This window comes from Aquibium oceanicum (assembly GCF_001889605.1).
In the GTDB taxonomy this organism is placed as follows: domain Bacteria; phylum Pseudomonadota; class Alphaproteobacteria; order Rhizobiales; family Rhizobiaceae; genus Aquibium; species Aquibium oceanicum.
On sequence record NZ_CP018171.1, the window covers coordinates 3,597,434 to 3,620,071 of the forward strand.

At 66.9% G+C, this 22,638-nt stretch carries 20 protein-coding genes; 11 read left to right on the forward strand and 9 right to left on the reverse strand.

The features are described from left to right. Nucleotides 1-286: 286 nt before the first annotated feature. From ldtR to BSQ44_RS17640, 3 genes are all read right to left on the reverse strand, one after another. On the reverse strand, nt 287-802 hold the full coding sequence (gene ldtR / locus BSQ44_RS17630) for a transcriptional regulator LdtR (protein ID WP_072606452.1): 516 nt from the start codon (nt 800-802) through the stop codon (nt 287-289). A 144-nt stretch (nt 803-946) separates the two neighbouring features. Continuing rightward, on the reverse strand, nt 947-1,366 hold the full coding sequence (locus BSQ44_RS17635) for a DUF6163 family protein (protein WP_072606453.1): 420 nt from the start codon (nt 1,364-1,366) through the stop codon (nt 947-949). After that, complete coding sequence (locus BSQ44_RS17640; protein WP_072606454.1) at nt 1,366-2,412, reverse strand: enoyl-CoA hydratase/isomerase family protein; 1,047 nt, start codon at nt 2,410-2,412, stop codon at nt 1,366-1,368. Before BSQ44_RS17640 ends, BSQ44_RS17635 begins: the two co-directional genes overlap by 1 nt. Nucleotides 2,413-2,560: 148 nt before the next feature. Between BSQ44_RS17640 and hemB the strand changes: the two genes are divergently transcribed. The 5 genes from hemB to BSQ44_RS17665 all read left to right on the forward strand — a co-directional run bounded on the left by hemB (nt 2,561) and on the right by BSQ44_RS17665 (nt 8,547). Then, nucleotides 2,561-3,592, forward strand: coding sequence for a porphobilinogen synthase (gene hemB / locus BSQ44_RS17645; RefSeq protein ID WP_072606455.1), 1,032 nt, complete (start codon nt 2,561-2,563; stop codon nt 3,590-3,592). Between the two features lie 39 nt (nt 3,593-3,631). Further along, nucleotides 3,632-4,771 (forward strand): serine hydrolase domain-containing protein, encoded by a 1,140-nt coding sequence (locus BSQ44_RS17650; protein WP_072606456.1) that lies wholly within the window; start codon nt 3,632-3,634, stop codon nt 4,769-4,771. A 148-nt stretch (nt 4,772-4,919) separates the two neighbouring features. Further along, nucleotides 4,920-5,435 carry a FecR domain-containing protein gene (locus BSQ44_RS17655; RefSeq protein WP_072606457.1) on the forward strand — a complete coding sequence of 172 codons (516 nt, stop codon included), beginning with the start codon at nt 4,920-4,922 and terminating at the stop codon, nt 5,433-5,435. A 15-nt stretch (nt 5,436-5,450) separates the two neighbouring features. Next, nucleotides 5,451-7,304, forward strand: coding sequence for a CHASE2 domain-containing protein (locus BSQ44_RS17660; RefSeq protein WP_235633256.1), 1,854 nt, complete (start codon nt 5,451-5,453; stop codon nt 7,302-7,304). A 67-nt stretch (nt 7,305-7,371) separates the two neighbouring features. Next, the gene (locus tag BSQ44_RS17665) at nt 7,372-8,547 is read left to right on the forward strand and encodes a DUF3095 domain-containing protein (protein WP_072606458.1); all 1,176 of its coding nucleotides are present in this window, start codon (nt 7,372-7,374) and stop codon (nt 8,545-8,547) included. Between the two features lie 13 nt (nt 8,548-8,560). Here the strand turns inward: BSQ44_RS17665 and sthA are convergent, their stop codons facing one another. Beyond that, nucleotides 8,561-9,952 carry a Si-specific NAD(P)(+) transhydrogenase gene (sthA, locus tag BSQ44_RS17670; RefSeq protein ID WP_072606459.1) on the reverse strand — a complete coding sequence of 464 codons (1,392 nt, stop codon included), beginning with the start codon at nt 9,950-9,952 and terminating at the stop codon, nt 8,561-8,563. A 176-nt stretch (nt 9,953-10,128) separates the two neighbouring features. Here sthA and BSQ44_RS17675 point away from each other — a divergent pair, with 176 nt between their 5' ends. The 4 genes from BSQ44_RS17675 to BSQ44_RS17690 all read left to right on the forward strand — a co-directional run bounded on the left by BSQ44_RS17675 (nt 10,129) and on the right by BSQ44_RS17690 (nt 14,818). Continuing rightward, the gene (locus tag BSQ44_RS17675; protein ID WP_072606460.1) at nt 10,129-10,599 is read left to right on the forward strand and encodes an RDD family protein; all 471 of its coding nucleotides are present in this window, start codon (nt 10,129-10,131) and stop codon (nt 10,597-10,599) included. Between the two features lie 106 nt (nt 10,600-10,705). Continuing rightward, nucleotides 10,706-11,464 carry an arginyltransferase gene (locus tag BSQ44_RS17680; RefSeq protein WP_072606461.1) on the forward strand — a complete coding sequence of 253 codons (759 nt, stop codon included), beginning with the start codon at nt 10,706-10,708 and terminating at the stop codon, nt 11,462-11,464. 132 nt (nt 11,465-11,596) lie between these two features. After that, a complete protein-coding gene (locus BSQ44_RS17685) occupies nt 11,597-12,496 on the forward strand; it encodes a DMT family transporter (RefSeq protein ID WP_072606462.1) in 900 nt (299 codons plus the stop codon). A gap of 291 nt (nt 12,497-12,787) precedes the next feature. Next, nucleotides 12,788-14,818 (forward strand): acetoacetate--CoA ligase, encoded by a 2,031-nt coding sequence (locus BSQ44_RS17690; protein ID WP_072606463.1) that lies wholly within the window; start codon nt 12,788-12,790, stop codon nt 14,816-14,818. A 13-nt stretch (nt 14,819-14,831) separates the two neighbouring features. On the opposite strand, the gene BSQ44_RS17695 is transcribed toward BSQ44_RS17690, so the two are convergent. The 5 genes from BSQ44_RS17695 to paaI all read right to left on the reverse strand — a co-directional run bounded on the left by BSQ44_RS17695 (nt 14,832) and on the right by paaI (nt 19,255). Continuing rightward, nucleotides 14,832-15,710: an amidohydrolase family protein gene (locus tag BSQ44_RS17695; RefSeq protein WP_072606464.1), complete on the reverse strand. Its 879-nt coding sequence runs from the start codon at nt 15,708-15,710 to the stop codon at nt 14,832-14,834. 129 nt (nt 15,711-15,839) lie between these two features. Next, entirely contained in the window at nt 15,840-16,721 is an 882-nt protein-coding gene (locus tag BSQ44_RS17700; protein WP_235633257.1) for a PaaX family transcriptional regulator, read from the reverse strand. A gap of 126 nt (nt 16,722-16,847) precedes the next feature. Continuing rightward, nucleotides 16,848-17,444: a TetR/AcrR family transcriptional regulator gene (locus BSQ44_RS17705; RefSeq protein ID WP_072606466.1), complete on the reverse strand. Its 597-nt coding sequence runs from the start codon at nt 17,442-17,444 to the stop codon at nt 16,848-16,850. A 22-nt stretch (nt 17,445-17,466) separates the two neighbouring features. Continuing rightward, a complete protein-coding gene (gene paaK, locus BSQ44_RS17710; RefSeq protein WP_072606467.1) occupies nt 17,467-18,777 on the reverse strand; it encodes a phenylacetate--CoA ligase PaaK in 1,311 nt (436 codons plus the stop codon). A gap of 37 nt (nt 18,778-18,814) precedes the next feature. Continuing rightward, complete coding sequence (gene paaI / locus BSQ44_RS17715) at nt 18,815-19,255, reverse strand: hydroxyphenylacetyl-CoA thioesterase PaaI (protein WP_072606468.1); 441 nt, start codon at nt 19,253-19,255, stop codon at nt 18,815-18,817. 122 nt (nt 19,256-19,377) lie between these two features. On the opposite strand from paaI, the gene BSQ44_RS17720 reads away from it, so the two are divergent. Together BSQ44_RS17720 and paaZ are read left to right on the forward strand one after the other, a co-directional pair. Beyond that, nucleotides 19,378-20,592 carry a cytochrome P450 gene (locus BSQ44_RS17720; protein WP_072606469.1) on the forward strand — a complete coding sequence of 405 codons (1,215 nt, stop codon included), beginning with the start codon at nt 19,378-19,380 and terminating at the stop codon, nt 20,590-20,592. Nucleotides 20,593-20,609: 17 nt separating this feature from the next. Beyond that, nucleotides 20,610-22,634: a phenylacetic acid degradation bifunctional protein PaaZ gene (paaZ, locus tag BSQ44_RS17725; protein WP_072606470.1), complete on the forward strand. Its 2,025-nt coding sequence runs from the start codon at nt 20,610-20,612 to the stop codon at nt 22,632-22,634. Nucleotides 22,635-22,638: the final 4 nt, after the last annotated feature.

The window sequence follows — 22,638 nt, forward strand, 5'->3', positions numbered from 1 at the left end:
GATGCCTTCAACCCTGTGGTGGTCGCGCCGCAGGCGCGTCGTCGATGCCGGAAAGATAGGTCGGGGCTGTTAACAAAGCACCAACCATGTCTCCCCTGATACGCCGCCGAGAAACCGTCGGAATGGTCGCGAAGAAATCCACGCGGCGCTTCGAAGTTCAACACCATCCGAATATGGCCGCATGAAGGCCCCAGCCGACACAAACCGGTGAGACGACGGCCAAAGGGCGTCGGGGCCGGCGCATGGCACCGGCCCCGAAGACGGGATCGAAAATCGCGGCCGCAGACTACATGCGGTAGGCGATCGTGTCGTTCCAGAACCGGTCGAGCCGCAGCAGGAACTTGTTCATCTGCTTGAACTCGTCGGCGTTGATGCCGCCCACCTGCTCGATCGAACCGATGTGGCGCTCGTAGAGACCGGAGACGATCTCGGCGATCTCCTGGCCCTTGCCGGTGAGGCTCACGCGCACCGAGCGGCGGTCGACCCGCGAGCGCTGGTGGTTGATGAAGCCGAGGTCGACCAGCTTCTTGAGATTGTAGGAGACGTTGGAGCCGAGATAGTAGCCCCGCGTGCGCAGTTCGCCGGCCGTGAGCTCGGAATTGCCGATGTTGAACAGCAGCAGCGCCTGGACGGCGTTGATGTCGGAGCGGCCGTTGCGTTCGAACTCGTCCTTGATGACGTCCAGCAGGCGGCGGTGGAGCCGCTCGACGAGCTGGAGGGATTCCAGGTAGAGCGAACGGATCGCGTCCTTGCGGTCATCGAGAACCGGGACCGGCTTCTGGGCCTGTCGTGCGTTGATCATTTTTCTGTGCCTCGTGTTTGACGCCGGTGATTGTTTTTTTCTCACCTTGGCCCCAACCTATCGCGGACACCTAAAATTCGACTTAAACGCCAGCCTTAACAAGGCCTTTCGATACGACCGACTGAAGGATGCGTTAATTTTTCGTCAATCGCGAACTTGCCGTCGCTGAAAAAACAGGGTCGTACGGAAGCCCGCGTAGATCACGGCGACGAGGATGTGGGAGGCGACGATCAGCTGCCGTTCGCCGAAGATCGGGGACATGGCCTGGAACATGACCACCTCCGTGGCAGCGCAGATGAACCAGATCACCGGCCCCCACGAGGCCGTCATCCACAGGCCGATTCCGGCGATCGGGAACAGCGCCGCGAGCACGACGCTTGCCACCTGCCACTCGATCGGCATGGTGTCGAAGCGCCAGAGTGCGCCCGGATAGATCCCGATCAGCCGCACCCAGTAGAAGACACCGAACAGCAGGCAGTACGCCGCGACGATGCGCAGGAAGGCCTCGAAGAGGCTGTCGATCAACGCCGGCCGCAGGACCGGGGTGTCGAAATCCTCTTCCATCACACGGCCAGCTCCGAATCTCCGAGCGGCGCGAAATAGGCCTCGATCTCGGCCTCGCCGACGTCCTCGATCGTCGCGGGCTTCCACTCCGGCTTCGATCCCTTGTCGATCAGCGCCGCGCGGATTCCCTCGTAGAAATCGTGCCCCTTGAGCATGCGGTTCAGGATGCGGAATTCCATCCGCATGCACTCGTCCATGCTCAGCATGCCGCCCGCAAGGATCTGGCGGTGCGTGACGTGAAGACTGGTCGGCGAGCGGGTGCGGATCGTCGCCAGAGCCTTGCCTGCGAATTCGTCGCCGTGCTCGCGCCCCTGCCCCAGGCTGACCAGGATGTCGTTGATGTTCTCAAGCGAGAAATGCCGGCCGATCGAGGAGAGCGACGCGTCTTCCGTCTCGCGCGCCGGTTCGAACGCGAAGCGCTCGCAGACCTCGTCCGGATCGCCCGATTCGGCTAGCGCCTCGACGATCGCGTCCCTATCGGCCGAATGCACCGCGTGCGTGGCGATGCCGCTCCATAGCGCATCGCCGAAGCGGATGCGCTCGCCGGTAAGGCCGAGCCAGGAGCCGAAGGAATTCCGGAGACGGGGCAGGAAGAAGCTGCCGCCGACGTCGGGGAAGAAGCCGATACCGACTTCCGGCATGGCGAAGACGGCGTTTTCGGTGAACAGGCGATGGCTGCCGTGAACCGATATGCCGACGCCGCCGCCCATCACGATGCCGTCGATGAGGGACACGTAGGGCTTCTCGAACCGCGCGATCGCGGCGTTCAGCCGGTATTCGTCGGCGAAGAAGGCGACGGGAAAACCGCCGGCCTTGCCCGCTTCGTAGATGCGCAGGATGTCACCACCGGCCGAAAAGGCGCGCCCCTCCGCAGTGACCACCACGACCGCAACCCGGTCGTCCGACTGCCATTCGTCCAGCGCGCGCGTCAGCGCAAGCACCATGCGGTGGGTGATGGCATTGAGCGCCTTCGGACGCGTCAGCGTCACAATTCCGGTGGCACCGCGCCGCTCGAAGCGGATTTCGTCACCTCCTCCGAAGTCCATCGAAAGCCCTTCCGTTTCAGTGATCCGAGGCTTAAGCAGGCGCTGCCGACGCGTCAATGGCGCAAGCGGGCGTGGGGTGGCCAAGGCTGGCTTGCGCATTTTGTCGACCGCTTGGGCATGATATCACTCCGCCGACGGGAGAAGAGCCATGAACAGGATGTTCCGCGACTTGAAGACGGGCCACCGCCCGGTGGACGAGATCACCGGCTCGCGGCGCCTGAGGCGCATGCGCAAGGCGGACTGGTCGCGGCGGCTGGTGCAGGAGAACCGGCTGACGGTCGACGACCTTATCTGGCCGATCTTCGTGATCGATGGCGAAGGCCGACGCGAGCCGATCGACGCCATGCCCGGCGTCTTCCGTATGACCCTCGACATCGCGGTGAAGGAGGTCGAACGGGCGGCGAAGCTCGGCGTGCCGGCGATCGCGACGTTCCCCAACGTCGACCACTCGCTGCGCGACCAGACCGGCTCCGAAATCCTCAACGCAGACAACATCCTCAACCGGGCGAGCCGCGCCATCAAGGCGGCGGTGCCGGAGATCGGCATCATCACCGACGCAGCACTCGACCCGTTCACCAGCCACGGCCATGACGGCATCCTGCGCGACGGTATCATCGTCAATGACGAGACGGTGTCGCAGATCGCCGAGGCCGCGGTGCTGCAGGCGGCGGCGGGCGCCGACATCATCGCGCCGTCGGACATGATGGACGGGCGCATCGGCGCCATCCGCGACGCGCTCGACGCGAACGGCTTCCAGGACGTGGCGATCATGTCCTACGCCACCAAGTTCGCCTCGGCCTACTACGGCCCCTATCGCGAGGCGATCGGCACCGCCGGCCTGCTCAAGGGCGACAAGAAGACCTACTACATCGACCACGCCAATTCAGAGGAAGCCGTGCGCGAGGCCGAGCAGGACATGCTCGAAGGGGCCGACATGCTGATGGTCAAGCCCGGCCTGCCCTATCTCGACATCATCCGGCGGCTGAAGGACGAACTGAAGATGCCGACCTTCGCCTACCAAGTGTCGGGCGAATACGCGATGATCAAGGCGGCGGCCGCCAACGGCTGGATCGACGGCGAGAAGGTGATGCTGGAATCGCTGCTGGCCTTCAAGCGCGCGGGCTGCGACGGCATCCTGACCTATTTCGCGCCCGAGGTGGCGGAACTGCTGAAGAGCTGACGACGGCAGGACGGTGATTTCAAAGAAGGGCGGACGGGGATGAACGAACGACTGAAATATGCCTCCAGCCTGTTTTCGGGCGCGCGGCAGGACGACACGTTCGGCCGGGTGCACGAGATCTTTCCGGTCGCCACGATGACGGCCTCGCCGGAACCCTTCGTCTTCCCGCAGGGCGAGCCGATAGAGCTGCCCCAGAACTTCATGCACGAGGGCACCGCGAAGGACACGATGGCGTTCCTGGGCGAGACCGACACCGTCGCGCTGCTCGTCATCAAGGACGGCGCGATGCGGCTCGAGCGCTACTGGCTCACCGGCAGTCCGACAACCACCTGGGTCTCAATGTCGGTGGCCAAGAGCTTCGTCTCGGCCGCGCTGGGCATCGCGCAGGCCGAAGGCGGGTTCGGTTCGGTGGAGGAGCAGATCGTCGACCACCTGCCGGAACTGAAGGGCTCCGCCTATGACGGCGCGCGGATCAAGGACGTGCTGCAGATGTCGTCCGGCGCCCGCTGGAACGAGGACTACAGCGACCCGAATTCCGACATCAACCGGTTCGTGTCGATCTTCGCCCATGGCGGCTCGTTCAACGACTTCGCCGCGACGCTGGAGCGGGAGCACGCTCCGGGGACCTACAACCTCTACAACAGCACCGACACGCAAGTGCTGGGCATGCTTCTGAAAAAGGTGACCGGGCGCCCGATCCGCGACTACATGGAAGAGAAGCTCTGGCATCCGCTCGGCATGGAGCACGATGCGCACTGGCTGATCGACGAGACCGGCATGGAGATGGCCTATGGCGGCCTCAACGCCACCGCGCGCGACTACGCCAAGATCGGCGAACTCTATCGCAACGGCGGCACCTGCGGCGGCCGCCAGATCGTGCCGGCGGACTGGGTAGAGGCCTCCGTCACCGCCGACGCGCCGCACCTGAAGGCCGGCAGCACCGGGCTCATCGGGACCATCTTCAGCTACGGATACCAGTGGTGGCTGCCCTACGACGAGGGCGAGTTCTCCGCCATCGGCGTCTACAACCAGTTCGTCTACGTGCATCCGGGCCGCGGGCTCGTGATCGTCAAGCTTTCGGCCAGCCGCAACTACGGCACCACGAACGACGAGACCTCCTTCCGCGAAACCGAAACGATCCACCTCTTCCAAGCCATCGGAAAGGCGCTGGAGGACTGACCGCGCGGCCGCGCCGGCGGTAACGGGGGACTGGCCTCCGCGGCATATCCGTGTGACACTCGCTTCGACATGCTCGCGCGGGTGCATTCGGTCTATCCAAATCCGCGAAGATCGCACTCGCCCGCAAGGGTCCGGCCCAGGAGGGCTCATGATGCGAACGGTCGGAATCTTATGTCTCGCCGCGGTCTCCGCCTTCACGACGGCGCCCGCCATTGCGCAATCCGGTTGCTCGATCGAGCAGGTCGGCGGCACGCAACGCCAGATCGTGCGCTGCGGAACCGGCATCACCATCACCGTGGAGCCCGGCGCCGAATACACGCTGCGCGACCGCAATGGCGACGGGACCGTCGACCGCGTGAACCTTTCTTCCAAGGCGCTGCTGCTCGAAGCCTCCGGGGACGCCGCGTCTTCCGGCTTCGAGGTCGTCGCCCCGCAGGCGATCGCGGCCGTGCGCGGCACGCGCTGGGCTGTGGACGCCGAGGGCGCGGAGACGTCGGTGTTCGTCGTCGAAGGCCAGGTGGCGGTCGCCCGCCGCAACGGCGAGGTGCGCGTCGTGCTGGATGCCGGAGAAGGCGTCGATGTGGATGCCGGCACGGGGGCGCTGACGGTGAGGACCTGGCCGGCCGCACGCGTCAATGCCCTGCTCGCCCGCTTCGGCCTCTAGCCCGGGGCGCTTGCGGTGACGGGGCGGACGGCGCAGCTGATCGTTGCGCTGGTCCTTGCCGGAGCATGGGGCCTGTTGCTCGCCGCCGGCCATCTGCGGGGCGAGCTGCCCGTCCTCGAACGGCTCGAAGCCACCCTGACGGATTTCCGGCTTCTCCTGCGCGGAGAGCGGCAGCCGGCCGGCGCGGTGGCGATCGTCGCCATCGACGACGCAACGGTGCAGCGGGCGGGCCGCTTTCCGGTTCCGCGCGCCGTGCTGGCGGACCTCCTTTCGGCGATCGCAAGCCACGAACCGGCGGTGACCGCGCTCGACGTCCTGCTGGTGGACGAGGGGCCGGCGGACGAGGACCGCGAACTCGCCGAGGCGCTGGCCGGCAGCCCGACGGTGATCGCGGGCGCCGCCGTGTTCGAGGAGATGGCGCAGACGACGCCGGGGGAAGGCCCGCTGGCGGGCGTGCCGGTCGCGGCGCGGCTGCTCCTGCCGCGGCAATCCTTCCTCGATCGCGCCTCGCTCGGCATCGTCAACGTGGCCACCGACCGCAACGGCACACCGCGTTTCGTCCCGATGCTCTTTCGCACCAGCGACAGGCTGGAGATATCGCTTCCGCTCCGTGCAGCCGCTTCCGCGCTGGGCGAGGAGCCGGTTCTCGGAGACGGAGCGCTGCGGCTTGGCGAACGGCGGATCGCCACCGACATAGGCTACCGCCTCCCGCTGGCGTTCTTTGGCGGGCGCGGGACGATCCCGACATTCAGCGCCGCCGACCTTCTGGACGGAACGGTCGCGCCGGAGGCGTTGCGCGGCCAAGTGGTGGTCGTCGGCGCCACGGTGACGGGCGGCGGGGACGTGTTTCCCACGCCCTTCGATCCGGTGCTGCCAGGCGTGGAGGTGATCGCGACGGCCGTCTCCCATCTCATTGCCGGCGACGCCCTCGTGCGCGACCGGAACGTCCGGCGCATCGACGCCGCGATCGCCGTCGTGCTGCCGATGGTCCTGGTGGCGCTGATCGGCTGGCGCCGCAACGTCATCGGCATCGCCGCGGTCGGCGCCGTGCTGACCGTCTGGGCGATCGGCAACGTCGCCGCCTTCGACACCGGCTACTGGCTGAGTGCGGCCGTGCCGCTCGCCGCGGCGGCGCCGCCGGCGCTGATCTACGGCGCGGCGCAGCTGCTGCAGGGCCGCCAGCGCGCCACCTTCTTCGAGACCCAGAGCGCGATGCTCCAGCGCATCCAGGCAGCCGGGCTGTCGCAATGGCTGGCGCGCGATCCTGACTTTCTAAGCGAGCCGGTACGGCAGGACGCGGCGGTGGTGTTCGTCGACCTCTCCGGCTTCACCGGGCTGTCCGAGACGCTGGGTCCGGTGGCGACGCGCGAACTCCTCGACAGCTTCTACGATCTCGTCGACCGCGAGGTAACGGCCTGCCACGGCGCGGTGACCAGCTTCATGGGCGACGGCGCCATGATCCTCTTCGGCCTGCCGGAGCCGACCGCCGGGGACGCGGCCAACGCGGCGGAGTGCGCGGTGCGCCTGTGTCTCCGGCTGCGCGAATGGCTCGACAGGCGCGGCGAGACCCGCATCGGCTTCAAGCTCGGGGCGCATTTCGGCTCGGTGGTCGCCTCGCGCCTCGGCCGCGGCTCCAACCAGCAGATCGCCACGACCGGCGACACGGTGAACGTCGCCAGCCGGCTGATGGAGTTCGCCAAGGAGAACGGCGCCGAACTGGCGGTCAGTGAGGACTTGCTGCGCGAGGCGGGACGCACGACATTCGACCGGGGTACGCTCGACGGTCCGGCCGGCGCGCACCTGCGCGGACGCGCGGGAACGCTGTCGGTGTGGCTGTGGCGGCCGGCGCGGCAGAACCAAAGCGCTTGAGCCGCGTTCGCGCCGATACATATAGCTGTTGCGGGTCGGCGGTCACGCGCCTTTCGGAGGATGCACGATGAACGATGTGGCCGCGGCCGGTTTCGGGTTCTACGACGGGATCGCGCCCGAGACCGACTTCGACCGGCTGGCGGACGGCTCCGCCTACCGCCCGCTGCCCGGCGACTGGTTCGTCGGCGTCGCCGACATCGTCGATTCCACCGGGCACATCGCGGCCGGGCGCTACAAGACGGTGAACACGGTCGGGGCAGCGGTCATCTCGGCGCAGATCAATGCCGCCAAGGGGGCGGCCTTCCCTTTCGTCTTCGGCGGCGACGGCGCCGGCTTCGCGTTCCCCGAAGCGCACCGCGCGGTGGCCGAGGATGCGCTGGCGCGGGTGATCCGCTGGGCGGACGAGGAGTTCGGCTTCACCATGCGCGGCGCCCTCGTGCCCGTCGCCGACGTCCGCGCGGCGGGTCTGGACGTGCAGGTGGCGCGCTACCGGCCTTCGACCGGCGTCGACTACGCGATGTTCGCCGGCGGCGGACTTGCCTGGGCCGAAAAGGCGATGAAGGCGGGACGCTACGGCATCGAGCCCGCGCCGGCCGGCACGTTTCCCGATCTCGAAGGCCTGTCGTGCCGCTGGACGCCGATGCGGGCCCGCAACGGCAAGATCCTGTCGATCCTCATCGTTCCACAGCCCGGCGCGGCCCCCGGCCAGGTCGCCGGCGTCGCGCAGCGGGTGCTGGAGATCACCAAGCGCCTCGACCGCGGCGGGCATCCGGTGCCGGCGGAAGGGCCTGGCGTCGGCTGGCCGCCGGAGGGGTTGGCGCTGGAGGCGCATGCCACGCATGGCCGCACCTCGCTCTTGCGCCGCAAGGCCTATCTGCTGGCGGCGACCTTCATGGCGTACGTCCTGTTCAAGACGCGCTGGCGCGCCGGCACATTCGATCCCTCGCACTACGTCCACACGACGCGGGACAATGCCGACTACCGCAAGTTCGACGACGGGCTGAAGATGACGATCGACTGCGACGCGGAGACCCGGATGAAGATCGAAGCGGTGTTGAAGCGCGCGCAGGCAGACGGGATCGTCTCCTACGGCCTGTTCGAGCAGGACGAGGCGATCATGACCTGCATCGTTCCGGCGGTCTCGCGCGACGACCACGTCCACTTCATCGACGGCGCGGCCGGCGGCTACACCAGCGCCGCGACGGCGATCCGGCAGACCGCGGCGGGCGCGAGCCAAGCCTGAGCATCGTTGCGGATCAGCGCGACACCATGCGGTTCCAGGCGTCGAGGCCGGCGATCTTGTAGGCTTCGGCCAGCGTCGGATAGTTGAAGGTGTTCTCGACGAAGAAGTCGACCGTGCCGCCGAGATTGATCACAGCCTGTCCGATGTGGATCAGTTCGGTGGCGCCCTCCCCCACGATATGCGCGCCGAGCAGCCTGCGTGTCTCGAGCGAGAAGATCAGCTTCAGGAACCCCGAATTGACGCCCATGATGTGGCCGCGCGAGGTCTCGCGGAAGCGCGCGATGCCGCATTCGTAGGGCGCGCCGCTCGCCCTTACCTCTTCCTCCGACTGGCCCACGGTCGAGATCTCGGGAACCGCGTAGATGCCGTACGGAAAGGTCGCAGGCGCCGGCGGCAGCGGCATGCCGAAGGCGTGGCAGGCCGCCACGCGGCCTTGTTCCATCGAGGTGGAGGCGAGGCTCGGGAAGCCGATGATGTCGCCCGCGGCATAGATGTTGCCGGCCGAGGTCTGGAAGGTGCGCGGATCGACCGTGATGCGCCCGCGGCTGTCCGGTTCGATGCCGACGGCGTCGAGCCCGAGGTCGTCGACGTTGCCGGTCCGGCCGGCGGCATAGAGCACGATCTCGGCGCGCACGACGCGGCCGTCGGCCATCCGCACCTCGACGTGGTCGCCCTTCCTCTCCACCGCCGCGACGCCGCAGCCGAGCCGCACGGTCATGCCCCGGTCGCGCATCTGGTGGACGAAATCGTCGACGATCTCGCGATCGACGAAGTCGAGGATCGCCGGGCGCGATTCGATCAGCGTGACGGGAACGTCGAGCGCCGAGAAGATCGTGGCGTATTCCACACCGATGACGCCGCCGCCGATCACCGCCAGCGTTCGGGGCAGGTGCGGAAGATCGAGGATCTCGTCCGAATCAAGCACCCGCTCGCCGTCGAAAGGGATGTTCTTTGGCCGGTGGGGTCGCGTGCCGACGGCGATCAGCGCATTGGCGAACCCGACTTCGCTGAAATCGCCGTTGCCCAGCGACAGCCGCACGCGGTCTGGCCCGACGAAGCGCGCCGCGGCATGGGCACTGCGAACCATGTTGCGCATGAACTGGTGCTGCAAGACTTCTACTTCGTGGTCGAGCGTCTTGTGGAGCCGCGAGACCAGATCGGTCATCGCGATCTCCTGTTTCACGCGGTAGGCCTGGCCGTAGAAGCCACGCTCGCGAAAGCCAGACAGGTTCAGGACAGTCTCGCGGATCGTCTTGGACGGGATCGTCCCGGTGTGCACCGAGACGCCGCCCAGCCGCCGCCCCTTGTCGACCACCAGCACGGACTTGCCGAGCTTGGCGGACTGCACGGCGGCGCGCCGGCCCGAGGGTCCGCTGCCAATGACGAGCATATCGCAGTCCTGCATCGCGCCCCTCCGATGCGAAGCGAACATCATCTGCTGCGACGCACATAATGCACTGCAATATACTAGGTCGTTTCCGGCGCGGAAGTGAAGGCTCTCCGGCGCGGAATCTTGAATTTCCGCAGCTCTCCACCCATTTCAGACGCACAGATGGCCCGCATCCGGGCACGAGGAGAAAAATGACCGAACGCGTACTGGATGGCGAAATCGTTGGTTCGAGGCTCGACGACTGGCGGGCCTACGAGGGCGTGCGCACGCGCCGCGTGTTCGCCTTCCTTATCGACTACCTGATCGTCGGGCTGCTGTGCATCCCGTTCGCGATTCTGATCGCCATCCTCGGGGTCATCACGCTCGGGCTCGGCTGGGCGCTCTTCGGCATCATCGGGCCGCTGGTCGCCGCCATCTACGTATGGAACACGCTCGGCGGAAGCAACCAGGCCACGGTCGGCATGCGCATGATGGGCATCCGGCTCGAAAGGCTCGACGGGCGTAAGGTCGACGGCCTGATCGCTGTGGTGCACACCGTGCTGTTCTGGGCCGGCAACGTGCTGCTGACGCCCCTGATTCTGCTTGCCCCCCTGCTTCTCGACCGCAAGCGCACGGTCCACGACCTGCTCCTGGGAACCGTCGTCACCCGCTCCGACTTCTGATCCGGACGCAAAGCCCCGCCCGCCGCCACGCTTCGGCCCGAAATACGGTTGACGTTTCGCGCCGACCGGACGATTTTTCTGGGGCCACCGCAGAGTCTCGCGAAGAATGACGCATCATCCTACCCAGTCGCCTCAGTTCTTCCTGACCGCGCCATCCCCCTGCCCCTACATCGAGGGGCAGTTCGAACGGAAGGTCTTCACGCATCTCGTCGGCGACAAGGCGCCGGAGATGAACGACCTCCTGACCCAGGGCGGTTTCCGCCGTTCGCAGAACATCGCCTATCGCCCGGCCTGCGAGACCTGCCGCGCCTGCGTGTCCGTGCGGATCATCGCCGACGAGTTCAAGCCGTCCAAAAACATGAAGCGCATCCTGCGCCGCAACGCCGACCTGATCGGCGCCATGCACGATGCCGAGCCGACGACGGAGCAATACTCGCTCTTTCGCACCTATCTCGATGCCCGGCACCGCAAGGGCGGCATGTCGGACATGACGGTGCTCGACTACGCCATGATGGTCGAGGACACCCACGTCGACACGAAGATCATCGAGTACCGGCGACGGGGACCCGATTCCTTCATCACCGGCAAGGGACAGGGCGAACTCATCGCCGTCGCTCTGACCGACAAGATGGCCGACGGCCTCTCCATGGTCTATTCCTACTACAACCCTGAGCTCGAGGACCGCTCGCTCGGGACCTTTTTGATCCTCGACCACATCGCGCGCGCCCGCGCCGCCGGCCACCCGCACGTCTATCTCGGCTACTGGGTCGAGGGTTCGCGCAAGATGGCCTACAAGGTCCGCTTCGGGCCGCAGGAGCATCTTGGCCCGAAGGGGTGGGACCGCTTCGACACCGAGGCCGTGTAGCGGCTGGCCCATCCCTTTCGACCGCAAAGCGCTGTTGCTTTCCAAGCGACGACGATAGCTTGCGGCTCTTTTTTCCCACGAAGCACGAATGCGCGCCGCGCAATCGTCAAACCGCGGCGGATCCGGCGTTTCATGTCCAACCTCTCCAGCAACCACGCCCGGGGGCTTCTGATCACCGGCATCGGCGGAATGGCGCTGACCGTCGACATCCCTCTCATCCGGCTGGCCGATGGCGAGCCGTGGACGATCCTGCTCTTGCGCGGCCTGGCGACGCTGGTGGTAACGCTGGTGATCTGGGGCGCATGGCGCATGTTGCGCGGCGACGCACCCGCGTTGATACCGGGCCGGCCGGGGCTGGCCGTCGCAGGGCTCTACTCGCTCGCCTCGCTGGCCTTCATCACCGCCGTCTACACGACCTCGACGGCGAACCTCGTGTTCATCCTCGCCTTCAACACCATGTTCGCCGCCCTTCTGTCGTGGATCTTCCTGAAGGAACGCCCGCGGCCGGTCACGCTGGCGGCGATGCTCGTCATGCTGATCGGCGTCTTCATCATCGTGTTCGACGGCATGTCGAGCGGGCATCTGCTCGGCGACGCGCTGGCGCTCTTCACCGCCTTCTGCATCGCCTCCGCTATCACAATCACGCGGGCTTCCGGCCGGGACATGGGCTTCACCGCGCTGGTCGCCGTCGCGGCCCCGCTGCTGGTCGCGGCCTTCATGGTCTCCGATACGGGACTGCAGGTCGCAGCGCCGTGGTGGATCATCTTCAATGGAGCGGTGATCACGCCGGTCGCCTTCTTCTGCCTGGCGACGGGACCGAAATACATCACCGGACCGGAGGTGGCGATGTTCTACCTGCTCGAAACGGTGCTGGCGCCGGTCTGGGTCTGGATGATCTTTTCCGAGGTGCCCTCCACGGCATCGATGATCGGCGGCACGATCCTGATCGTCACCCTGGTGCTTCATTCGCTCTGGCAGTTGCAGGACGGCCGCCGGCGCCGCGCCGCGCTGGCCGTGCGCCATCCGGCTTGATCGGGATCTCAACGAAGCCGTGACCTGACGCGATTGCGCGGCTAAAGCGCGTCGCGATCTTCGGATTCGCTCGTTGCGCTTTAGCTGTTTGTTTTTATGCATGTCTTTGTCCCGAAACCGGTTCCCACTTTCGAGAGACATGCTCTAAAGCGCGTCGCGATCTTCAGATTCGCTCGTTGCGCTTTAGCTGTTTGTTTTTACGCATGTCTTTGTCCCGAAACCGGTTCCCACTTTCGGGAGACATGCTCTAGTAGAGAGCGCAACCAACGGAGCGGAGCACGAGGACACAGCATGACCGTCAGGGAAGGCGATCTCATCTGGAAGGGCGACGAGGCCTTCAGGACCGCGTCCAATCCCGCCCGGTTCATGGACTGGCTGCGGCGCGAGCGCGGGCTGGATTTCGCCTCCTACGAGGCGATGCTGGACTGGTCGACGAACGAGATCGAGGCGTTCTGGGCCGCCATCTGGGACTATTTCGGCATCATCTCCGAGACGCACTACGACTGCGTCCTCGAAGCCCGCACCATGCCGGGAGCCTCGTGGTTTCCCGGCAGCCGCGTCAACTACGCCGAGCACATCCTGCGCCGCGAGAACGATCATCCCGAACGCACCGTGTTCCATCACCTGTCCGAGAGCCGTCCGCTCGCCGAGATGAGCTGGGGCGAGCTTGGGTCCAGGGTCCGCATCCTGGCGACGCGGCTGCGCGAGCGCGGCGTCGGCCCCGGCGACCGCGTCGTCTCCTACATGCCGAACGTTCCGGAGACGATCATCGCCATGCTGGCGACCACGGCGATCGGCGCAATCTGGTCGTCGGCGGCGCCGGAATTCGGCGTCAAGACGGTCGCCGACCGCTTCTCGCAGATCGAGCCGAAGGTGCTCTTCGCCGCCGACGGATACCGCTTCGGCGGCAGGGACTTCGTCCGCGTGGCCGAGATCGAAGAGATCGCCGGCGGCCTGCCGAGCCTGGAGACGATCGTGTGGCTCGACTATCTCGGCAACCGCGAGCGCCCGAGAACGCATGTTGACGATTTCGTCGGCTGGGACGAGATGACGGGAGGCGAGCCAGTGACGGCGGAGGATTTCCGCTACGAGCGCGTCGCGCACGACCATCCGCTGTGGATCCTGTTCTCCTCGGGCACGACGGGCCTGCCCAAGGCCATCGTGCACAGCCATGTCGGCGTCATCGTCGAGCACTACAAGACGGCGGCGTTCCACCTGAACCTGCAGCCGCATTCCTGCATGTTCTTCTATTCCACCACCGGCTGGGTGATGTGGAACTCGCTGCTGTGGGGACCGCTGATGGGCGGGCGCGTGGCGCTCTACGACGGCAGCCCCACCTATCCCGGCCCCGACCTCCTGTGGAAGCTCGCCGCCGACGTCGGCGCGACCTCCTTCGGTGCGAGCCCGACCTTCGTGGAGAATATGCGCAAGCAGGGCATCGTGCCTAATGCGCGCTACGACCTCTCGAAGCTGGAGAACGTCTTCCTCGCCGGCTCGCCGTCGACGCCCGAAACCTTCGTGTGGCTGCAGCAGGCTGTGAAGGAGGACCTCTGGATCACCTCGCAGTCCGGCGGGACCGAATTCTGCAGCGGCATCGTCGGCGGCGCCCCGATGCTGCCCGTCCATGCCGGCGAGATCCAGTCTCGCTGCCTGGCCGTCGACGTGCGCGTGCTCGACGACGAGGGGAAGGAACTGATCGGCGAGGTGGGCGAGATGGTGATCGCCAAACCGATGCCTTCCATGCCGATCTTCATGTGGGGCGACGAGGACTTTTCGCGTTACCGCGAGAGCTATTTCGACGTCTATCCCGGCCTGTGGCGGCACGGCGATTTCATGCTGATCAACGAGCGCGGCGGCTGCTACGTGCACGGGCGCTCGGATTCGACGCTGAACAGGTTCGGCGTGCGCATCGGCTCGGCCGAGATCTACCGCACGCTGGAGAAGGTCGACGGCGTGGTCGACAGCCTGATCGTGTGCATCGAGGAGCCCGGCGGCGGCTTCTACATGCCGCTGTTCGTGCAGCTTCGCGATGGTGCGGCGCTCGACGAGGCCCTGGCCGGGGAGATCCGTTCGCGCCTGCGCAGCGAGCGCAGCCCCCGCCACGTGCCCGACGAGGTGATCGCGGTGCCGGCGATCCCCTACACGCTGACCGGCAAGAAGATGGAGGTGCCGGTGCGCAAGCTCCTGATGGGCTGGCCAGCGGAAAAGGCCTACAGCCCGGATGCGATGCAGAACCGCCAGTCGATGGACTGGTTCATCGACTTCGCCCGCCGCCGCAGCGAGGGCGGCGCTGGGATGTACCAGAGCCTGGCGCGACGGTAGCCGCCGCGGCAGGTCAGGCGAGCTTCAGGAGCTTCGCCGCGTTTTCCTTCAGCACCAGGGAACGCACCTCGTCCTTGATGCCGATCTTTTCGAAGTCGGCAAGCCAGCGGTCGGGCGTGATCGCCGGCCAGTCGGAGCCGAACAGCATTTTGTGCTTCAGGATGCTGTTGGTGTACTGGACGAGGATCGGCGGGAAGTACTTCGGCGACCAGCCCGAGAGGTCGATGTAGACGTTCGGCTTGTGGGTCGCGACCGACAGCGCCTCCTCCTGCCAGGGGAAGGACGGGTGCGCCAGGATGATCTTCATGTCCGGGAAGTCGACGGCGACGTCGTCGAGGTACATCGGGTTGGAGTATTTGAGCCGCATGCCCATGCCGCCCGGCATGCCCGAGCCGACGCCGGTCTGGCCGGTGTGGAAGAGCGCGATGGCGCCCTCCTCCGCGATCGCCTCGTACATGACGTAGGCACTGCGGTCGTTGGGGTAGAAGCCCTGCATGGTGGGGTGGAACTTGAAGCCCTTGATGCCGAAGTCGCGCATCAGGCGGCGTGCCTCGCGGGCGCCGGCCTTGCCCTTGGCCGGGTCGATCGAGGCGAAGGGGATCATGATGTCGCTGTTTGCGGCGGCGATCTCGGCCACTTCCTCGTTCTTGTAGCGGCGGAAGCCCGTCTCGCGCTCGGCATCGACGGGGAAGATCACGCAGCCGATCTTGCGCTCGCGATAGTAGGCCGCGGTCTCCTGCACCGTCGGCAGCATGCCCTTGGCGCCGGCCGGGTTGCGGAAGTATTTCGCCATGCCGGCCTGGAACTCGTCGTAGCCGTCGTCGCGCGGGCCGCAGCACGGTTCCTCCGCATGGGTGTGGATGTCGATCGCCACCAGTTCGTCGAGCTTCATGAAAATACCGGTCCCGTTTCGCGCGGCCGCCCCCAACCTCGAAGCGGCCGTCCTCTCGCGAGGAGGAATAGCGCTTCCGCCGCCAATGGCAACCATGTGCATGAAGGGAATGGCGAAGCGGGGCGGCTTCTAGCCGGGAGGTACAGGCCCCAGGCCTCCGAACCGTCCGGCAAACAGCGCCGGCTTCACCTGCCCCGGCATGCCCGCCCGGTCGAGCCAGGCCTCGCTCGGGCCGGCGAGTGCCGCGTACACAATTCGCACAGTCTCGCGCGCCTCCTCCCCCGGCCAGTCCGCCGGAAGCAACGCCTCGGGAAGGCCGGGATCGCGGAGCACGATGCGGCGCCAGGAGTGGTTGACCAGCACGCGCGCGGCCATGGCGTCGAGCGGCGCCAGCGCCTCGCCCCGCGACAGCGCGGCGGCCAGCGGCGCGAGCTCGTCGCGCAGGTCGCGGTAGGCATCGGCGATGCTTCCGAGCTGCCAGAGCCGGCCGACACCGTCCGGTATCCGCGCCGCCGCGCCGTCGATCACGAGCATGTCCTCCGGCAGGTCCTCCAGCGGGTCGGCGCCTTCGGTGTGCGGCTTCAGCCAGGCCGTCGGGCCGGTCGGGACGAAGCCCAGAGCCCGGAGCGACCGGCCGCGATCGCCGCGCCTTCCGCCGTCGCCTTCCGGCGAGACCGCGACGATCCAGCGCCCGTCCCAGGCCGGCGGGCCGGCGGCGTAGATGCGCCGCGTGGCGAGGTCGAAGGCGTGACGCCCTTCCTCCGCCAGCCGGTAGAAGCTGTTGCGGCCGCCGCGCTCGCGCGTCACCCAGTGGTCGGCCGCCAGCCGCGACATCGCGGTGCGCACCGCGCCGGGCTCGACGCGCAGCCGCGCCATCAGCTCCTGCAGCACCGACAGCGGCACCTGCCCGCCGCGCGGCACGACGCCATCGCCGAAGACGGTGATGACGAGCGACCACACCCGCAGCCGCCCTCGCTCGTGCAGGCGGTCGATCATGCGATCGAGGATCATGGGCGCGGATGGCGGCTCGGCATTCATCGCGTCCAGATGACATGCCGGGTTCGGGTCAGGCAAGCAGCGGCACGTTCGGAGACCGTCGCGGGAAGCGATCGCGACATACCGGCGAACGTTCGGCCGTCAGGTCAGGCCGCGGATTCCGCCAACCAGCAGCTTCGTCGCGAGCCCGGCATACTCCCGCCGGCTGACCGGGCCGCCGTCGCGGAACCACATGTAGAACCAGTTCAGCATGCCGAAGAGGCTCATCGTCACCGGCTTGAGCAGCGGCGTGCCCTCGAAGGCCTCGGGATCGATCGCGCGCACGGCCTCGGCGAAGCGCGCGACGAGGTCGCGTTCGAGCGATTTCAGCCGGGCCTGGTCGGCTTCGGGGAGCAGCTGCATGGCGCCGATTTGCAGCTTGTGCTCGGCGTCGGCGTCGCGATAGGCCTCCAGCAGCGCCGCGACCAGGCGCTCCAGACGCTCCTCCGCCGGCAGGCTCGCCTCGTCGGCCGCGTCGACGGCATCGATCAGCTCTTCCAGGTGCGAGTTGACGATGTCGAAGAGCAGCGCCTCCTTCGACGCGTAGTAATGGTAGAGCAGCGCCTTTGACACGCCGCATTCGGCAGCGACGCCGGCCATCGAGGCGCGGTCGTAGCCGTCGCGCGCGAACACGCTCGCCGCCTGGTGCAGCATGGCCTGGCGTTTGTCGTCGTAATCCTTGGCGCGGGTACGGGCCATCAGGTGTCGACCATGAGGCTGCCTAGCCCTTCGGCCGGTTGTCGACGATGCGCTGCGCCTTGCCCTGGCTGCGCGCGACCTTCTCCGGCTCGGTGACGTTGACCCGCACGCTGACGCCGACCACGTCCTTGACGCGCTCACGCAGCCGGTGGCCGGCGCTCATGCGCGCGTCGTCGGCGGTGTGCGTCACGGCGGCTTCCACATGGACGATCATCTCGTCCATGCGGCCTTCGCGGATCAGCTCGATCTGGAAATGCGGCGCCAGTCCCTCGACGGCCAGGATCTGCTCCTCGATCTGCGTCGGGAAGACGTTGACGCCGCGCAGGATCATCATATCGTCGGAGCGTCCGGTGATCTTCTCCATGCGCCGCATGGTGCGCGCGGTCCCCGGCAGGAGCCGCGTCAGGTCGCGCGTGCGGTAGCGGATGACCGGGAAAGCCTCCTTGGAAAGCGAGGTGAAGACGAGTTCGCCCTGCCCGCCGTCGTCGACGGGATCGCCGGTGATCGGGTCGATCACCTCCGGATAGAAATGGTCCTCCCAGATGTGCAGCCCGTCCTTGGTCTCCACGCACTCGTTGGCGACGCCGGGACCCATCACCTCCGACAGCCCGTAGATGTCGACGGCATGCATGTCGAAGGCGTCCTCGATCTCGGCCCGCATGGCGTTGGTCCATGGTTCGGCGCCGAAGATGCCGACCTGGAGCGGGCTCTGGCGCGGGTCGAGCCCCTGGGCGCGGTACTCGTCGAGGATGGAGAGCATGTAGGATGGCGTCACCATGATGGTGGTGGCGCGGAAATCCTCGATCAGCGTCACCTGCCGCGCGGTCATGCCGCCCGAGCACGGAACGACGGTGCAGCCCAGTCGCTCCGCCCCGTAGTGGGCGCCGAGCCCGCCGGTGAACAGGCCGTATCCGTAGGAGATGTGGACGATGTCGCCCGGCCGCGTGCCCGACGCGCGCATCGAGCGCGCCACGCATTCGGCCCACACCTCGATGTCGTTGCGCGTGTAGCCGACCACGGTGGGCTTGCCGGTCGTTCCCGAGGAGGCATGGACGCGCACCACCTTCTCGCGCGGGACCGCGAACATGCCGAAGGGGTAGTTCTCGCGCAAATCCTGCTTGGACGTGAAGGGGAATTTCTTCAGGTCCGAAAGCTGCTTCAGGTCGTCGGGATGGACACCTGCCGCGTCAAAGCTCTTCCGGTAGTGCGCGACGTTGTCGTAGGCGTGCTTGAGCGACCATTTCAGCCGCGAAAGCTGCAGCGCCGCGATCTCGTCGCGCGAGGCGATCTCGATCGGATCGAGATCCTGCTTGTTCGGTGTCAGATCCCTCATGTCGTTCCTCCCACGGACGCCCTCTGCCTCACGCGGCTCAGGCAGCGTCCTCGTCGAAATGCCTGCCCTCGATCGCCCGCGATGCGCCGCGGAATTCGGCGATCAGCCTGCCGGACTGATCGGTGACCCGGACGTCGTAGAGCCCGGAGCGGCCGAAGCGGGTCACTTCCTTCGCCGTCGCCTCCAGCCTGTCGCCGAGCCTCCCGGGCGCGACGAAGGTGATGACGTTGTGCTGCGCCACCACGAGCTGATTGTAGGAATTGCAGGCGAAAGCGAAGGCCGAGTCGGCGAGCGTGAAGATGAAACCGCCGTGGCAGATGTCGTGGCCGTTGGTGTGATGTTTTTCCACCGTCATCGACATGGTGGCGGTGCCGGGGCCGACGGCGTCGAGTGAGGCTCCAAGCCATTTCGAGGCATCGTCGCGCGCCCACATCGCGTCCGCCGAGCGCCGCGCGATCTCCTCAGCCGTCAGTGCCATCCGAGCCTCCCTGCCCGCGCCCCTCCCAGGGCATCGTGGCGGGAGACTTGCATAAACCGGCCGGCCGGTCAATAATACGCATGGAGCCGCCCGCGACCGGCTCCGCGCTTGGGAGGAGCGACATGCAGGCGGAACGATCTCTCGCCGAGGAGTTCGACATCGGCGCACTGACGCCCGGCTTCGCCGAGGACCCCTTCCCGGTCTACCGCGCCCTGCTCGACCATGCGCCGCTGAAGCGCTTCCGCGACGGATCGGTGATGCTGTCGCGCCACGCCGACCTCGACCGCGTCTACCGGGACACAAAGACCTTCTCGTCGGACAAGAAGGTGGAGTTTTTGCCGAAGTTTGGCCGCACGCCGCTCTACGAGCATCATACGACCAGCCTCGTCTTCAACGATCCGCCGCTGCACACGCGTGTGCGCAAGATCATGATGGGGGCGCTGACCCCACGGGCGATCGCGGCGATGGAGCCGGGTCTCGTCGAGCTCGTGGACGGCCTGCTCGACCGCATCGCCGACAAGGGCGAGGTCGACCTGATCGAGGATTTCGCCGCCGCCATTCCGCTCGAAGTGATCGGCAACCTCTTCGTCATGCCGCACGAGGAGCGCGGTCCCCTGCGCGACTGGTCGCTGGCGATCCTCGGCGCGCTGGAGCCTGTGCTGACGCAGGAACAGCAGGAGCGCGGCAACCGCGCCGTGAGCGACTTCAAGGCCTATCTCGGCGAGCTGGCGGAAAAGCGGCGCGCCAGCCCGGGCGATCCCGCCACCGATGTGCTGACCCGCCTCATCAATGGCAATGACGGCGAACTGCTCTCGGATACGGAACTGCTTCAGAATTGCATCTTCATCCTCAACGCCGGCCACGAGACCACGACCAACCTGATCGGCAACGCGCTGCACGAACTCACCCGCTGGCCAGAGGAGCGCCGGCGGCTGGCTGAGAACCCGGACCTCATCGATACGGCCGTGGACGAATTCCTGCGCTTCCAGAGCCCGAACCAGCTCGGCAACCGCATGACCGTGGAGGCCTGCGAATTTCACAGCGAGACGATCGAGCCCGGCACGCGCATCCATCTGGCGATCGGCGCGGCGAACCGCGATCCGCGCCAGTTTCCCGATCCGGACCGGCTCGACGTCGCCCGCAAGCCCAACCGCCACCTCGCCTTCGCGCAGGGCCCGCATCTGTGCGCCGGCTTCTCGCTCGCGCGCATGGAAGGCCGCATCGCCGTCTCGCGCTTCCTCGGGCGTTTTCCGGACTACCGCCTCGCCGGCGAGCCGAAACGCACCGGCCGCGTGCGGTTTCGCGGGTTTTCGACGCTGCCGGCGCGGATCGCCTGAACAACAGGAGTTTTTCCATGACCATCCTCTCGCTCAACAGCTACGCCGCCGGCAAATGGGTCGCGCCTTCGGGCAGAATCTCGGACCTGAAGAGCGCGGTGGACGGTCGCGTGATCGCCCGGCTCGGCGCAGAGCTCGACTTCGAACGCATGACCGACCACGCGCGCAAGGTGGGCGGACCGGCGCTGCGGGAACTCACCTTCCACCAGCGCGCGGCCATGCTGAAGGCGCTGGCGCAGTATCTGAACGAGCGCCGCGACGCGCTATACGAGCTCTCCTACGACACCGGCGCGACCAAGACCGATTCCATGATCGACATCGACGGCGGCATCGGGACGATGTTCGTCTACGCCTCGAAGGGGCGGCGCGAACTGCCCGACGACGTCATCTATGTGGACGGCAATCTCGAACAGCTCGGCAAGACGGGCGCCTTCCTCGGCCAGCACGTGGCGACGTCGCTGCAGGGCGTGGCGGTGCACATCAATGCATTCAATTTCCCGGTCTGGGGCATGCTGGAAAAGCTTGCGCCGACGCTGCTTGCCGGCGTGCCCGCAATCGTCAAGCCGGCCTCGGCCACCGCGTGGCTCGCCGAGGCCGCCTTCCGCATGATGATCGAGTCCGGCGTGCTGCCGGACGGCGCGGTGCAGTTCGTCGCCGGCTCCACCGGCGACCTGCTTGATCGCCTGGGCTCGCAGGACGTGGTCTCCTTCACCGGTTCGGCGGCGACGGCCGGCATGCTGCGCTCCAACGAAAACCTGCTCGGCAATGCGGTTCGCTTCGTTGCCGAACAGGATTCGCTCAACGCCACCATTCTGGGGCCCGACGCCGCACCCGGAACGCCGGAGTTCGACATTTTCGTGCGCGAGGTGCACCGCGAGATGACCGCCAAGGCCGGCCAGAAATGCACCGCCATCCGCCGCGTGCTGGTTCCGGCCGAACACCAGGAGGCCGTCATCGAGGCGATCTCGGAACGTCTGGCGAAGACCGTGGTTGGCGACCCTCGCGCGGAGGCCACGAAGATGGGGGCGCTGGCGAGCCTTGGCCAGCGCGAGGATGTGCTTGAGAAGGCGCGGCTCATCGGCTCGGAGGCACGGCTCGTCTTCGGCAGCACGGACGGTTCGCGGCCAGATGGCGTGGATGCTGAGGGCGCTTTCGTCTCGCCGATGCTGTTTTCCTGCGACGATCCGGACAGAGCCGAGAACGTGCACTCGGTCGAGGCGTTCGGGCCGGTCTCGACCGTCATGGCCTATCGCGATCTCGATCATGCGACCGCGCTCGCCAACCGGGGCGCGGGCTCGCTGGTCGCCTCGGTGTTCACCCACGATCCGCAGGTCGCCCGCAAGGTCGTGCTGGCCTCCGGCGCCTGGCACGGGCGCCTCTATTTCGCCAACCGCGACACCGGCAAGGAGGCGACCGGCCACGGCTCTCCCCTGCCCCATCTCGTCCATGGCGGACCGGGGCGCGCCGGCGGCGGCGAGGAGATGGGCGGCATCCGCGGCGTCATGCACTACATGCAGCGCACCGCGATCCAGGCGAGCCCGGATTTGCTTACCGGCATCACGCGGAGCTGGGTAAAAGGTGCGAGGACAAGGACCGGGGACGCGCATCCCTTCCGGATGACCTTCGGGGAACTTGAGATCGGGGACGCCATTGGCACTCCTTGGCGCGACGTGACGCTGGCCGACGTCGAGCACTTCGCCGAGTTCACGGGGGATAACTTCTATGCCCACATGGACGAGGAAGCAGCGAAGGCGAACCCGTTCTTTCCGGGCCGCGTCGCCCACGGCTACCTGATCCTGTCCTTCGCAGCCGGCCTCTTCGTCGATCCGGCGCCCGGCCCGGTGCTCGCAAACTACGGCCTCGACAATCTGCGCTTCATGAAGCCGGTCTCGCCGGGCGATCGTATCACGGTGAACCTCATCGTGAAGGAGAAGACACCCCGCAATGCGGAATACGGAGAAGTTCGTTGGGTCGTCGCGGTCACCAACCAGGATGGAGAACAGGTCGCGGGCTACGAACTGCTTACGATGAACGCGATGTAGGAGC